Here is a 14572-nt window from a genome sequence, read left to right as displayed (position 1 = left end):
GCTACCGATGTATTGTTGAACGCGAAATGTACAGCAAAGATCAACACGCCCTAGGTGAACGTTAATAACTAGGCGAACCTAAGCGATGGAGAGACTTTATGTACGGAAGTATTCTGATTACCTTGGCACTATCAACAACGCAACCTTACCCTGAAAAATTTGAGAAACTTTATACCGAAGAAACCGAAATCACTTATGACGACCTCGTGGTCGATGTTCATGGCTACAAAGTTCCCACGAGATCAGCATTTCGAGGTTGGATGCTCCTTAACCACGCCCAAGATCAAGTCAAGGCGATCGGACAGCAACTCAAAGATAACGGCATCACCCAAAGCATGCCTCTGCACTTAGTCTTGTTGCAAGGCACCGACTGGGCAATGAGCAACACCACTCTGTTTACCCTACCCAATAAAAAGCATGTACCAAAAATGATTAATACCCTTAAGTACATTCAACAATATATTGAGCCTGAGATTGGCGTTGTAATTCCTGTGTCTGGAGAAAGAACCGATATCTACAATCAGCAAGCGGGTGGCGCACTGCGAAGTAAACACTTAGAGTTCTGCGCTTTAGACTTAGTGCCTGCTAATGATATTACTCGCGAAAACCTACACGTGAAGCTTAAAAAGATTCATGCGGAATTTGGGCAAAAGAATAACGTTGGACTGGGTTTATATTCTGGTGTTCGATTCCACATCGATACTTGTGGATTCAGACAGTGGTAAGCACACGAATAGGTCACAAAGACATACTAAGCAATGGAGTCATTGTGACTCACAAATAGAACACCGAAAATTAAACCATTGATTTAATAATAAAAATACAACTGGAACGCTAATTGCTATTGATAACAAGTATCATAATTATTAATAGCAATTAGGAATTCAATATGAAGACGATGACTCAACGCTTTCAAACTCTACTTTCTGTTTCAAATTTCAGTTTAGCGATCACCGCCTTGCTAATGCTACTCAGTATTATTGTTGCTTATCCGATGGCCGATTACTTCTCACTACCCATTCAAATTTTCGCACACATCAGCACCATATTGGTGGCCGGGTTACTAAAAATCAGCTACGTAGGCCGCTGTGTTGCACAATACAGCCTTGGGCAAGAAGTACGCTAAATCACACAGCGCTAGCCTTGATACTGGGACCATTAGACAATATCAAGGCTACTGAAAAGATCATACAGTTGGTGGGATTTATAAGGTTTCGGCAAGTAGGCGTTCATGCCTGCTTCAAAGCAATTTTTGATGTCCTCTTCTAAGACACTAGCGGTTAAAGCAATAATGGGTAGTGGTGGGGTTTGTTGATCTGTCTCCCACTCTCGAATCACACGAGTCGCCGTTATACCATCCATAACTGGCATCATGCAGTCCATTAGAATGGCATCAAACTGAGCGCCCTGGGTGATGACATCGACCGCCTCTTGGCCATTGCTGGCAATCAAATATTCATAGCCCGCTTGCTCAAGGAAGAAGCTCGCTATCTTCTGATTCATCAGGTTGTCTTCAACAATCAGAATACGTCGATTCAGAGAACGAACTTCTTCATCTTTTACTTCCACCGTCGGTGATTGTACTTCACCGGCATCAAGCGATCGTAGGCTGTTTAAGAAGCGTCTACCCAAAAATGGTAATGTATGGGTCGAGTGAACCGTTTCTGTGATTAGATTGGTTTTAAATAGGTGATGCTGGCACACAATAACGCGAGTCAGCGGATACAACGCCTTTAACGCCTCAAGATCTTTCCTCATAGAGTGATGCAGCGTGTGACAATAAAGTACTAAGTCACTTTCTTTCAGGCTCTCACCAAGATCCGAAATGGATGACACAACATTAGGTCGAACATTTAAGCGCTCGCACTCTTTGACCAATTGATCGAGGTAATTGAAAGAATTCGAGATAATAGTCGCACGGCTTAGGTTATCGAACGTTTGAGCGTGAGCCTCGACCGTGTCTACGTACAAACAAAAGGTGAATGTAGAGCCTCCTCCTTTCACTGAGCGTGCGGTAATATAGCCGCCCATCAAGTCAACAAGCTGCCGACAAATCGCAAGCCCTAGCCCTGTACCGCCGAATTGGCGAGTAATACTGCCATCTTCTTGAGTGAAAGGTTCAAAAATGGACTCTAGCTTCTCTGGCTCAATCCCAATCCCGGTATCAGACACACTGCATTCAAGCTTACCTCGCCCCAAAGACATCGGTGTATAAGCAATATCCGTTGTAATCGTGCCTTTTGAGGTAAATTTAATAGCATTAGACAGCAAATTGGTTAGCACTTGTCGAACACGATACTCATCGAAAAACAGCTGTGTTGGGGTTTGAGCATCAATGTTGATATCGAGTTCAATGTCTTTACTGATCGCTTTCGACAAAATTACGCTCACAGAGTCGTAAACCGCTTCTCGCAAATCGGCATTATGCGGCGACAACATTAAGTTACCCGACTCTATCTTAGAAAGATCGAGAATGTCATTGAGTAACACCAACAACGAATGTGAAGACGACTCGATATCCTCAAGTACCTCTTGTTGGTTAGCGCTCAGTTGACTCTGAGATAAAATTTCCGCCATACCGATAATTCCATTAAGCGGCGTACGTATTTCATGGGACATGTTCGCTAAAAAAGCACTCTTAGCTTTATTCGCAGAAATCGCATCTTCTTTTGCTTCTATCAACTCTTGGTTGTGTTGTTGATTGCGCTCCATAACTCTATTTAAAGTATCTACAAATTCAGCGAGCTCATCATTACCGTTGGTTTGTATGGCTTTATGCTTACCATCAGCGCATTCCGAAACCCCTTTTAAGATAAGTGATAGATTTCTATTTAAACGCAGAGAAGTGGTTGAGCTTAACCATAATAAGACACCTGCGACAGCAAGTATCAACAACGTCATTACCAAGGTTTGCTTTTTTTGTCGGTCAATACTCTTTGTTAAATCCAATTGAAGTTGCTTGGTATAAGCACCAACCGCCTTTGAGATCGCCAGTTTCTTTCGCTCTAAACTTTCCACATGTTCATATATTTCAGGTGCCGAGAAGTCACCTTTGAGAAGCCGAGCAGTAAAACGGTCTTGAAATTCATCTTGGGAGAACATGTTTAACAGTTTGCTAATTTCCAGCGAGTGGCTGTCTGATCGTAAAAACGTACCTAACAGCTGTTGTTGCCTGTCTAAAGCACCAACATAGCTCAATAAATATTGATCGATCAGCTCTGGAGAACGATACAAGCGGTAACTCAGCCACGCTTCTCGCTGAGTCCAGAACACGTAGTGAGTAAGATTGATAAACATCGCATCTGTTTGGCTGATCTTTTCGTCCACTATATTGGCACGATATTCAGACAGCTCCATTAACACGCCTTTTAACAGGTCAAAGGCTCGTTCTGTTTGCTGTGCGTTGCTGACAGTAATCTGTGATGCGTCGCTGTCAGTACTAGTGGTTACCCGCGCGAGCTTCTTTAACACACTCTTTAACTCAATCAACTGCGGCTCGACAGTCCAACTGTTGTCGAACTGTTGAAGTTGTATTTCGTAATGAGCAAGCCTATCCACTTCCGCTTGCAGCTTTAAAAACAATGGACCTTTCTCTGGGGAGTCTTTAGACAGCACTAACCATTGATAAGCACCACTTGAAACAGCATTAAAAGATTGAAGTGCTTCCACCTTAATTCGCGTTGCTTCAAGGTGATTCATCTTCTTATCGTTCTTGAGCACTTCATTGACTGTAAACCCAAACATGATGAATACAGAAACTGTTGAAAGAAAAATAAGACGCCATCTAATTGACATATTTATCATTTTTATAACGACTCCTTTCCCGATAGTATTTTTACCTAGCCCAATATAAGAATAGGACATTAACAAGAGTTATTGATCAAATTGAATATGAACAAATGACATTATGAGCTAATCATAGGGAATTCACGTCAGTCGTTATCCACATACAGGATTTAAAGAGGAAGGTCTGTTTTAAACAAGTGAAAGGATAAGGTTATGCCTCTAGATGACCGCAAGTCACTGCTCTAGAAACCAATAAACACCAAAGTTAAGTCAAATTTGTGAGATCTAATCGTTTGCGTCACGAACTTTCTGTACTCAAACTCAGCTTATTCAAAGGTCGAACAAGAAAACTCGCTGAATACCTTATCTGTCGTTTACTTTTTAAGTGTAACTAGTGCTAATGATCACATCTTCAATGATCGCAATTCCCTTTATTACACATCATGTTTTGATCTGAGTATTTTTTGGCGAAAATTAAGTGCTACAGACTGTTAAAGTCAATAGCCTTTCTTGACACTAAAACCTTAATTTATGACCAATTAAAAGCCAATTTTCAGATAATTAATCTATGTTTATTTTTCCTAGCAGAATAACTCGTCGTACCTTACAATCCTGCCACATAAAAATTACAAATTACACACAAGGCATATCAAGCAAATTTAAGTGGCGTTAAAGACCACCAAAGCTTAGATAGCTCAACTCCCCCATGCACTCATGGCTACCCTACATTCGCTATGATTGCAGACATTAACGTGAAAGGTCCCGAGTAAAGATGAGTCCCGAAAAGCACCTCCTAGACTGGCAAACTAGTCAAACTATTGCTGAATCAATCGCTCCTACTTTAGGTCAGTTGTACCGCCAAAAAGGCGTTGAAGTTATCCTCTTCGGTAAAACACTGGTTAACGCAACAACTATCGACATCATCAAAGCTCACCGCATCGCAAAACGTTACACAGGTTCTCCGCTTACCGCAGAACAGACTCAACCCATCATTCAACACCTTCTCTCTATGGACTTGTCTCCATGTCGTATCGATGTTGGTCGCCTTGCTCATACATTCTGGCAAGATCGCGAAGACACACACGGGTTGGATGATTTCCTACAAACTGCACTTTTAGAATCGCTTGAAGGCGAGGCGATGACAGAACCTCGCGATGTTGTATTGTACGGTTTTGGTCGTATTGGCCGATTGCTTACTCGTCTATTGATCGAGAAAAGTGGCCCAGGTTACCCACTGCGTTTACGTGCAATTGTTGTTCGTGGCGGCAAAGATGGTGACTTAGAAAAACGTGCAAGCTTGCTACGTCGTGACTCTGTTCATGGCCAATTCAACGGCAGCATTGTTGTAGACCAAGAACGTAAAGCGATCATCGTTAACGGTAACTTCATCCAAGTTATCTACGCAAACAAGCCAGCAGAAGTGGATTACACATCTTACGGTATCGAGAATGCACTTGTGGTTGATAACACCGGTGTGTGGCGTGACGCTGAAGGCCTAAGCCAACACGTTGCGTGTAATGGCGCAAAGAAGGTTCTACTGACTGCGCCAGGCAAAGGTGAAATCAAGAACGTTGTATTTGGTGTAAACCAAAATGACATTCAACCAGAAGACACGCTCATCTCTGCTGCAAGCTGTACAACCAACGCGATTACGCCAGTATTAAAAGCGGTTCACGACAAGTTTGGTGTCCTATCAGGTCACATCGAAACGGTTCACTCATTTACCAATGACCAAAACCTAATCGATAACTTCCACTCAGGTGATCGTCGTGGTCGTGCTGCTTCATTGAATATGGTACTGACATCGACTGGTGCTGCTAAAGCGGTATCAAAAGCGATGCCAGAAATGGAAGGTAAGCTAACAGGTAATGCGATTCGCGTACCTACGCCAAACGTTTCAATGGCAGTAGCAAACCTAAACCTTGAGAAAGGCACAAACAAAGAAGAGTTGAACGAATACCTGCGTGAAATGGCGCTATCTTCAACTTTATCTGCACAGATTGATTACACCGACTCAACCGAGATTGTATCTACCGATTTGGTTGGTTCTCGCCACCCAGGTGTGGTTGACGGTGTTGCAACTATCGCGCAAGACAACCGCGCTGTTCTTTACATTTGGTACGACAACGAGTTTGGCTACAGCTGCCAAGTTGTTCACTGTATGGAACAGATGATGGGTGTTCGTTACAAGACATACCCTGAAGTTTAAACGACTTCGATCTTGTAACTAACTCAGCGCAAACGGCTCCACAACATAATAATTATATCTGCGAAGTCTATTATGGGCTTCGCAACCCTTCTTGTTTTACTCCCCCGTATAAACAGGAAGGTTGCCACTTAGATCTGCTCTCTCTATCTGATCTAAGTGGCCTTTTTACATCTGTTACTTTAATTTTGGTCTCTATTACGCCAACTTTGTCTTCTTCGCTCTAACAAAGCTCGACTTCACATCTGTTACAGCTCAACCTCAACGTCTGACTGAATCGTACTCGAACACGCAAGGACATAACCTTGCTCAATCTGTTCTGGCGTCAAAGTCTCTTGGCTGCTTGATTCCACTGAACCTTTGGTTACTTTGCACTTGCAAGAACCACAAATCCCACTGCGACAGGCAATAATAATCGGAACACCAGCTTTCTCTAATGAATCAGCCAATGGTGTACCCGCTTCCGCTTCTACTTCTGCGCCAAATGCAGGAACAAACACCTTAACGGCACCATTTGAATCTGCAGACGCTTCCGCTTGTGACTCTTCTGAAGCTGTGTTGCTATTGACCAATGAATCCGTGTTTGGGTTCGCTGGCGTGAAACTTTCTTGATAGAAATTTTCCATGTTGAATTCTAGTTCTTTCAGGTAGCTTTCTATGTTTTGCATAAAGCCAACTGGGCCGCACAGATAAACAGTTCGGTCTAAAATATCTGGGCTTAGTTTTACTAACCAATTCTTATCTAATCGACCTTGAGGAGCGACTGTTCCTTCACTGTCTTTTAGCAGCAATTTAAGATTGAAGTTGTTGTGCGCCTCATCTAATTGATGCAGTTCTTGAAAGTAAATGGTCTCACGCTTATTGCGTGCCATGTGGACGAAGTCGATCTCAATATCACTGCCTTGAGCCAGCCAATATTTTGCCATCGCCATCACTGGTGTAATACCGCAACCTGCACTCACTAGCGTCACTTTTTTCGTTGCTGTTGGCATGCAATCAATACAGTTAAACGCGCCAGCAGGCTTCAATACTGAAACCTCATCACCTTCATCAAGCTCATCAACAATAAAGTTCGAAACCAAGCCACCTTCCACACGTTTCACCGTGAGCTTCAGGTGATTATCTTCAGGACAAGAAGCCACAGAATAGGCACGATAATCGGTTTTCGTCGGCATATCTAAACCCAGAGTAATGAATTGCCCAGGCTTAAAATTGAAATGTAAGTCTTGTGGAATACTGCCAAGCTCAAAGCTGACCGTATCTGGCGTCTCGTGCCATTTCTTTAAACACACTAAATTGATTGAATCGCTATCCGACCATGCATACATAGTTCACGCACCTTACTGATGATTAAATGACTAAAGATTTAAATCTAAAAAGCCCCGGAGCTGTTTGTTTTATTAAAAACGTCACAACAACGAGGCTTCAGGTTGGCTTAAATTAAGCCGCTAAGATTGTTTTAAGATCTTGTTCTGGCGTTGAAATAGAACGCATATCGAACTCGTCTTGCATAATCTTAAGTAGGTTTTCAGTTAGGAACGCAGGTGCTGTAGGGCCTGTGTAGATACCTTTCACACCTAGAGCGAACAGAGTAAGCAAGATAACGATCGCTTTTTGCTCGAACCAAGATAGAACCAGCGTTAACGGAAGTTCGTTGATACCACAATCAAACTCTTGAGACAGTGCGATAGCAAGCTGAATCGCAGAGTAAGCATCGTTACATTGGCCAACATCTAACAGACGTGGGATACCGTTAATGTCGCCGAATTGGTTTTTGTTGAAACGGAATTTACCACATGCCAATGTCAGGATTACTGAATCTTCTGGCGCTTGAGCTGTGAAGTCTGTGTAGTAGCTACGTTCAGATTTGTCACCGTCACAACCACCGACTAGGAAGAAGTGTTTAATGTTGCCTTCTTTTACTTGCTCAACAACCGCAGGTGCCGCTTCCATCAGTGCGTTACGACCAAAACCGACAGTGATCATTTGCTCGATCTCGTCGTGTTTGAAACCTTCTTGCGCTAGTGCACAATCAATTACTGCGCTGAAATCGTCGCCTTCAAGGTGATCAACACCCGGCCAGCCCACGATGCTGCGTGTAAATAGACGGTCTGCGTAAGAACCTACATCAGGGTTAAGCAGGCAGTTAGACGTCATTACAATTGCGCCAGGGAAGTTAGCGAATTCTTTTTGCTGGTTCTGCCAAGCGCTGCCGTAGTTACCCGCAAGGTGTGGGTACTTGTTTAGCTCTGGGTAACCGTGTGCTGGTAGCATCTCACCGTTAGTGTAAACGTTGATGCCCTTGCCTTCAGTTTGTTGAAGAATCTTTTCTAGATCATGTAAGTCGTGACCAGAAACAAGAATACAGTGACCTTTTTTAGTCTTCACATTCACGGTTGTTGGTTGAGGGTGACCAAAGGTATCTGTCTCGCCTTTGTCTTGCATTTCCATTACTTTGTAGTTCATCAAGCCAATCTGCATTGATGTATCAAGTAACTGTTTTAGATCGGATGGATCTGTACCTAGGAACGCCATGATTTCATGGTATTCAGCAAAAATAGCGTCATCAGTTTGACCAAGAACACGAGCGTGCTCCATGTAGGCTGCCGCACCTTTTAAGCCGTATAGGCAAAGAAGACGAAGACCAATCACATCTTCGTGTTGAGAATCGTGACCACGGTTTACAGCAGCTTGAGGCGCAAGTGCCAATAGCTCTGAAGAATCTGTTGGAAGATCGAACTGTGCTGCTGCAGAAAGCTCTGGAATTTCAAAACCAATCAATGTTGCTGCTGCACGAACTTTTTGCTCTAAACGCTGCTTGAATTCATGAGACTGTTGTGCGAATTCGATAATACGAGCAGGGTCGAAGTTAACGTTAGTCAGTGTTGCGAAGAACGCTTTTGGCGCCCACTCATCAACTTCTGTATCAATAACATCGCAAGCGCGACCTAAGCTTGCCCAAAAAGAAACGCCTTGAAGAGAATGCACCAACACGTCTTGAAGGTCGGATACTTCCGAGGTTTTTCCACACATGCCTTGTGCGAAAGAACAGCCTTTTACGGTTGGGGTTTGAATTGTTTGTTCACATTGAATACAGAACATATAAGGGGCTCCAGTAATTTTTTATTAGCTGTAAGTACTTTGCTTACAGTGACTTATTCCAACCCCTATAGAGCATCAAGCGTGCCAACTTTTAAATTATTGATTTTATGGAACTTACTGTTATTCCATAATTTTAGTGCGTGATTATGACTACATATAAACTCTCAATCCACACACACCTGTGTCATAGTGACTCTCTGATATTTATTAACGGTGTTCATGTTTCGTTCAGAATGGAAGCGATATAGTAACAACATAGAGAAAAGAGGAATGAATATGAAAAATATATTAGTTACGATTGTTGCGTTGTTTACTGGCCTATTGGCGTTATTCACGAGCTTGATTCTTGCTATTCCTTTAGCTATTGCAGCTTTAATCACTGGCAAGCGCATTCAGAATCAAATGAAAAAACAGGGTTTCGGAGCTCACATGAACACACGTCAATCATCTACCAGTGATGCCGGTGTTATTGAAGGTGAATACGAAGACCTTTCAAGCAGAAAGTAATCTAAACTTCAGTTTCAGACATAGTAAAAGAACAACAGAGACAACATCAAAAAATGCATAGAAATACCATTCTAACGCTACTCGCCTTAACGACTTTAAGTCTCGTTGGTTGTTCCAACGAGACATCGATACCTGCTTACGAAACATCTCCAAACTTGCCTGAATATCAGCAAGACAGCTTTGATGCCTACGTCAATGAAACTCAAGATTGGTTATTGAAAAACCGTGTATTCATGACCAAAGACAAGCAGCTAGAGATTCGACTCAATTCACCCACCGAATACAAACCTGCGGCACCTAACGGTAAGGCAGTTTTATTGGTACATGGTTTAGGTGATTCTCCGTACTCATTTAAAGACATCGCAACGCACTTAGCAGAGCAAGGCTACCTAGTGAGAACGGTATTGCTACCGGGCCACGGCAGTCGTGTCGGTGACTTAATGCAACCAAGCTTAGAAGATTGGCAAGGTGTTGTAGCTCATCATACGAAGCTATTGGAGCAAGAGTATGATTCTGTGTGGCTTGGCGGTTATTCAACAGGTGCGAACCTTGTGACTTCAGAGGCGATGAACGATCCTAAGATCTCTGGGTTACTGTTGTTCTCTCCTGCGTTTCAACCGAGCTCTTCTGCAGTTCAATATGCGGAGCTAGCAAGCTATTTTGTCACTTGGGCGGATCAAGATCCTGAAGACAATGTACTTCGCTATAACTCACTGCCAATGAATGGTGCTTCGGTTTACTACCAAACCTCAGAAGTGGTTCGTGAGGGCCTGCAAGACAAACACTTTGATAAGCCCGTGTTTATTATGATGAGTGAAGGCGACAGTGTCATTGATACCCACTTCGTTCAGCAGGCATTTACGGAGTCCATGCCAAACCCAAATAACGTGTTGGTTTGGCAAGGAGAAACCACACTTGACGATCCTCGCGCTGTTCAATACAGCATGAAGATCCCAGAGCAACGTATCTCGAACGGCTCTCACATGGGCTTACTGTTCTCGCCAAGCAATCCTTACTACGGGATCAATGGTAGCGAGAAGATCTGCTCCAATGGTCAGGAGGAAGGTTTTGAAGCACAGTGCAACGCGACAAATGAAGTGTGGTACTCAGCGTGGGGATATCGTGAAGAAGGTAAAAACCATGCGCGTTTGACCTACAACCCGTACTTTTCAGATTCCATGGAAAAACTCGATGCGGTTCTGAATTCGGAAGGCTAACAAGCTCAAGTCTGTCGAAGCCAATCCATAGAAGTCAAAAAAGCTCACTAGATAACGTCTAGTGAGCCTTTTTAATGGATATCGTTTCTTTCCAGTATATGGACTATCGCTATATCGTCCACACCACACGCACAGCAAGCAGGATTAAAACCACGCCAGACAATCGATCGATCAACTGCGCTTTTGCTCGAATGCGCTCTACGATCAATGGGCTAGAGAGCACTAGAGTAATAAAGGTATACCAAAGGCCATCAACAATCAGTGGCGTTGAGACAATAATCACTTGATTGCTCAGTTCGTTACCTAACGCCACAAATTGGCTAAATAGAGCGATAAAGAACAGAGCGATCTTAGGGCTCAAGATAGAGATCAAGAAAGCCTCGCGAGCAGACTGCATGTAGCTCATCTGTTCACCCGCTTCCAATTTCGCAGCAACTCCACCTTTTGAGCGCAACGCGTTTACACCGAGATAGAGCAGATACGCAGCACCCGCTAAACTGATCCCTTTGAACAACATTGGTGATTGCTCAAGTAACACCGCTAAACCGACAATGGTTGCGAACGCGTAAATACCTATGCCCGCAGCGTGTGACCAAGCTGCGATAAGTCCGTTCATACGGCCACCAGCCAAACTGTGCTTAGCGATCATCGCCAAGCTTGGGCCCGGAGACATTGCACCCAACAAGCAAATCGCTAACAAAGAAAACCAAATTGTTACTGTCATCATTCCATTCCTAGTAAAACAAAGCGCTCTAGCTGAACACTCTACAATTAATACTCAATACTTAGCGCTTACAATAAGCCGCAGTAGGTATTATTTGAAATCAAAGATTATCATCACTGGTATGATTAGAAATCATACTTATATTGTAACTCGACTTTTGAATGGCTTTAAACGCTTTCTCTCGAGCCCATTTATGGGCAGAGTCGTTATCATACTTAGGATGCCACATCAGCCAATAGGTATGCATTTCTGTCTCAAACGGCAGCGAAAAGTAAGCGACATCGAGATGTCGACCCAAGTTATAAGCAATATGCTCCGGCACAATCATCAAGTAGTCGTCTTGCATTAACACGTTTCCCGCCGATGAAAAGAACGGAACCTGCAGAGCCACTCTTCGTTTAAGCCCTTTTTTCTTCAATGCTATGTCCGCGTAGCTGTCTTTATCTCCGCCACCTGTCACTTTGATGTGAGAGTAGCTGACGATATCTTCTGCACTCAAAGCCGATTGGTGGGCTAATGGGTGCGACTTGCGCATTAAACACACCGATTTATCTTCACCAAGCTTAATGCTTGAGACATGTTCTGGCTTTGTGGGAAACATACTGGAAGCCAGATGAATACCCGACTCGTTCAAAGCTTCAAGGTAATTTGGCTGCCACAAACGGAAGGCCAAATTAATGTTGGGGGCTTCGGCGGACACCTCTGCAACAATAACAGGAAGAATATACTGAGCCACATAGTCACTCGAAGACAATACCAGTTCACCCTGCCAGTCTTGCGGTTCAAAGGGTTTATCGTCTAAAAGGTGGTCGAACTCTCCAAGCAAGTCATCGAGTTTACCTTTGAGCAACAAAGCACGGTTAGTCGGAACCAGTTTGTTACCATCACGAACCAGCAAAGGATCACCACATAGATCTCTAAGCTGAGCCAGTTGACGGCTCACCGCCGACTGCGTGATGTGCAAACGCTGAGCTGTTCGACTGACATGGCACTCTTCAAGAAGCACATGCAGAGAGCGCAGTAGGTTTAAGTTGATATTGCCTAACATGAATGCACCGTCGCATTCTGTTTGTTAAAAAACTCCGTTAAGACAGTATGAGTCATAAGATGTCGAAGTTCAGGATAGCCTTGCAGCTGGTCGCGAATTTGGTTCAAACGCTCCATGCTTTCAACTTCAACATAAAGCATCATGTCGGTCTCACCGCTGATAGAGTGACACCACTGCACACCATCAATAGCGTAGATATTTTTAGCGTAAGACTCACAATTATGGTTACTGCTCGACATGTCAAACTTCAAAGAGATATAAGCGCCAACGTTCTTCGGTAAATCAGGCTCGGTCACCTGTGCACAATATCCTGTGATGATCTTATCGTTTTCCAGCTTCTTGATTCTGGCGTTCACTGCAGAGCGAGACAGGCTGACATCTCTGGCGATATCGCTCACTGAGCATCGAGCGTTAGTTTTTAGAATATCTAAAATTTGGCGATCAAATTTATCCATGCTTCTGATTCTTTCCATTTATTGTTCTATTTATAACGCCTAATTTGACACAACTTTCCTACTTATAACAGCCATTATGACCGCCGACACTTTCACGCTTAATCAAATTAATACCGTTAAATTGACGGTGTCTTAAGACGTTTCGCTAGCTGTATTATTGATGTCGACAATGTATGCTTTCAATCTCAGCCTCACAAGACTGCACCATAAAACCGATATCAAAGCCAATAGCAAGGACAGCGAATGACGCAACTCAAACAAGAAATCACGCTTATTTCAGGAATTGGACAACTTTCTACGACCTTGCTTGGCACAGGATTGTTTATGATCCCAGCTATCGCGGCAGGCATTGCAGGGCAGTTATCGCTACTAGCATGGTTAATCCTGTTTATCGCTATTTGCCCGATTGCACTAACCTTCGCAGCATTAGGGAAACGCTATCCCAATGCAGGAGGCACGGCCTATTTTGTGCGCCAAGCATTCAGCGAGCGATTAGAAACCAGTGTAGCTTGGTTGTTTGTGAGTGTTATTCCTGTCGGCATTCCGGCGGCGATTGCACTAGCAGGTGGCTTTGCTCAGCAATTGTTACCCGCACCACTCGACACACCATTAGGTGCTCAGTCCTTTACCGTCGCTCTGCTTATTGCCGTCAATTTGATGGGCAGTAAATCTTCAGGCCGCCTGCAAACCGTGATTGCCTTATCGATTTTTGCTTTGGTCAGCGCTTTTGTCTGGAAAGCCGACATTACTGCTGCTGACATCGCAGTTCCGACTATGACATCCGATTCAATGTGGTCTATTGGTGCTGCACTGGCGGTTATGTTTTGGTGCTTTGTAGGAATCGAAGCCTTTGCTCACATGGGAGAGGAATTTAAGAATCCACAGCGTGACTTCCCCATCGCCATCATTGCTGGGTGTTTCGTCGCAGGCTTGGTGTACTGGGCTTGTTCAGTGGTTATTATCAAGCTAGGCGCTTTTGGTTCACCAGAATTTGATGCTGCCTCTATCCCGAGGGTGACAGAGCAACTGTTTGGCAATGGCTTTAAAACCGTCATCAGTGTACTTGGCTTCTTTGCTTGTTTTGCTAGCCTAAACCTTTACACCCAAAGCTTGTCTCGCATGATTTGGGCTCAAGCTCGCCAACACACTCCGACCAATAAAATGGCGCAGCTCAACAGCCGTGGCGTACCACTTTATCCAACCTTAGCAATCGGCTTTATTGCGCTTATTTCGTGTGTAATCGGCGAGCTGTCTAATTTGGATCTCGAATTCTTTCTTAAACTCGCCAATGGTATTTTTGTTCTAGTTTATCTGCTTGCGATGTTAGCGGCCTGCCGATTACTGACTGGCGCATCGAGATACACAGCCATGATTTCACTGGTCATCTGTACCTTGGTGTTTATCTGCCTAAGTTGGTCGATGCTCTATGCAGTGACTGTTTTTGTGACATTGTCACTCCCTTGGCGCAAATGGTTGGGTAAACCCACCGTCTCTATCGACAAGTTGTAACTCGATTAGTGATGAATC

General features: G+C 43.8%; 12 protein-coding genes. 6 read left to right on the top strand and 6 right to left on the bottom strand.

The features are described from left to right. The first annotated feature begins 98 nt into the window (after positions 1–98). Positions 99–725 carry a D-Ala-D-Ala carboxypeptidase family metallohydrolase gene (locus AB6C75_RS10515; protein WP_102249378.1) on the top strand — a complete coding sequence of 209 codons (627 nt, stop codon included), beginning with the start codon at positions 99–101 and terminating at the stop codon, positions 723–725. Positions 726–889: 164 nt separating this feature from the next. Further along, positions 890–1126 (top strand): hypothetical protein, encoded by a 237-nt coding sequence (locus AB6C75_RS10510; RefSeq protein WP_009845678.1) that lies wholly within the window; start codon positions 890–892, stop codon positions 1124–1126. Positions 1127–1158: 32 nt separating this feature from the next. Here the strand turns inward: AB6C75_RS10510 and AB6C75_RS10505 are convergent, their stop codons facing one another. Beyond that, positions 1159–3744: an ATP-binding protein gene (locus AB6C75_RS10505; protein WP_372047555.1), complete on the bottom strand. Its 2586-nt coding sequence runs from the start codon at positions 3742–3744 to the stop codon at positions 1159–1161. An 814-nt stretch (positions 3745–4558) separates the two neighbouring features. Here AB6C75_RS10505 and AB6C75_RS10500 point away from each other — a divergent pair. After that, on the top strand, positions 4559–5995 hold the full coding sequence (locus AB6C75_RS10500) for a glyceraldehyde-3-phosphate dehydrogenase (protein ID WP_372107729.1): 1437 nt from the start codon (positions 4559–4561) through the stop codon (positions 5993–5995). 245 nt (positions 5996–6240) lie between these two features. Here the strand turns inward: AB6C75_RS10500 and AB6C75_RS10495 are convergent, their stop codons facing one another. Then, the gene (locus AB6C75_RS10495; protein WP_372107728.1) at positions 6241–7320 is read right to left on the bottom strand and encodes a 2Fe-2S iron-sulfur cluster-binding protein; all 1080 of its coding nucleotides are present in this window, start codon (positions 7318–7320) and stop codon (positions 6241–6243) included. A gap of 112 nt (positions 7321–7432) precedes the next feature. Then, positions 7433–9094, bottom strand: a complete 1662-nt coding sequence (hcp, locus tag AB6C75_RS10490) for a hydroxylamine reductase (protein ID WP_372107727.1) — start codon at positions 9092–9094, stop codon at positions 7433–7435. 276 nt (positions 9095–9370) lie between these two features. Between hcp and AB6C75_RS10485 the strand changes: the two genes are divergently transcribed. Both AB6C75_RS10485 and AB6C75_RS10480 read left to right on the top strand, forming a co-directional pair. Further along, on the top strand, positions 9371–9601 hold the full coding sequence (locus AB6C75_RS10485) for a hypothetical protein (RefSeq protein ID WP_029222888.1): 231 nt from the start codon (positions 9371–9373) through the stop codon (positions 9599–9601). A gap of 53 nt (positions 9602–9654) precedes the next feature. Then, positions 9655–10818, top strand: a complete 1164-nt coding sequence (locus AB6C75_RS10480) for an alpha/beta hydrolase (RefSeq protein WP_372047547.1) — start codon at positions 9655–9657, stop codon at positions 10816–10818. 109 nt (positions 10819–10927) lie between these two features. Here AB6C75_RS10480 and AB6C75_RS10475 read toward each other — a convergent pair whose 3' ends face one another. The 3 genes from AB6C75_RS10475 to AB6C75_RS10465 all read right to left on the bottom strand — a co-directional run bounded on the left by AB6C75_RS10475 (position 10928) and on the right by AB6C75_RS10465 (position 13045). After that, positions 10928–11542 (bottom strand): LysE family translocator, encoded by a 615-nt coding sequence (locus AB6C75_RS10475; protein WP_061017544.1) that lies wholly within the window; start codon positions 11540–11542, stop codon positions 10928–10930. Between the two features lie 100 nt (positions 11543–11642). Then, complete coding sequence (locus AB6C75_RS10470) at positions 11643–12590, bottom strand: LysR family transcriptional regulator (RefSeq protein ID WP_372107726.1); 948 nt, start codon at positions 12588–12590, stop codon at positions 11643–11645. Next, entirely contained in the window at positions 12584–13045 is a 462-nt protein-coding gene (locus AB6C75_RS10465; RefSeq protein WP_372107725.1) for an Lrp/AsnC family transcriptional regulator, read from the bottom strand. Before AB6C75_RS10465 ends, AB6C75_RS10470 begins: the two co-directional genes overlap by 7 nt. A gap of 243 nt (positions 13046–13288) precedes the next feature. Here AB6C75_RS10465 and yjeH point away from each other — a divergent pair, with 243 nt between their 5' ends. Continuing rightward, positions 13289–14554 (top strand): L-methionine/branched-chain amino acid transporter, encoded by a 1266-nt coding sequence (gene yjeH, locus AB6C75_RS10460; RefSeq protein ID WP_372107724.1) that lies wholly within the window; start codon positions 13289–13291, stop codon positions 14552–14554. Positions 14555–14572: the final 18 nt, after the last annotated feature.

Source organism: Vibrio sp. 10N.237.312.B06, from assembly GCF_041464685.1.
GTDB lineage: Bacteria > Pseudomonadota > Gammaproteobacteria > Enterobacterales > Vibrionaceae > Vibrio > Vibrio tasmaniensis_A.
The sequence above is the reverse complement of the archived record's forward strand: the minus strand, read 5'-3'. Positions and strand labels throughout refer to the sequence as shown.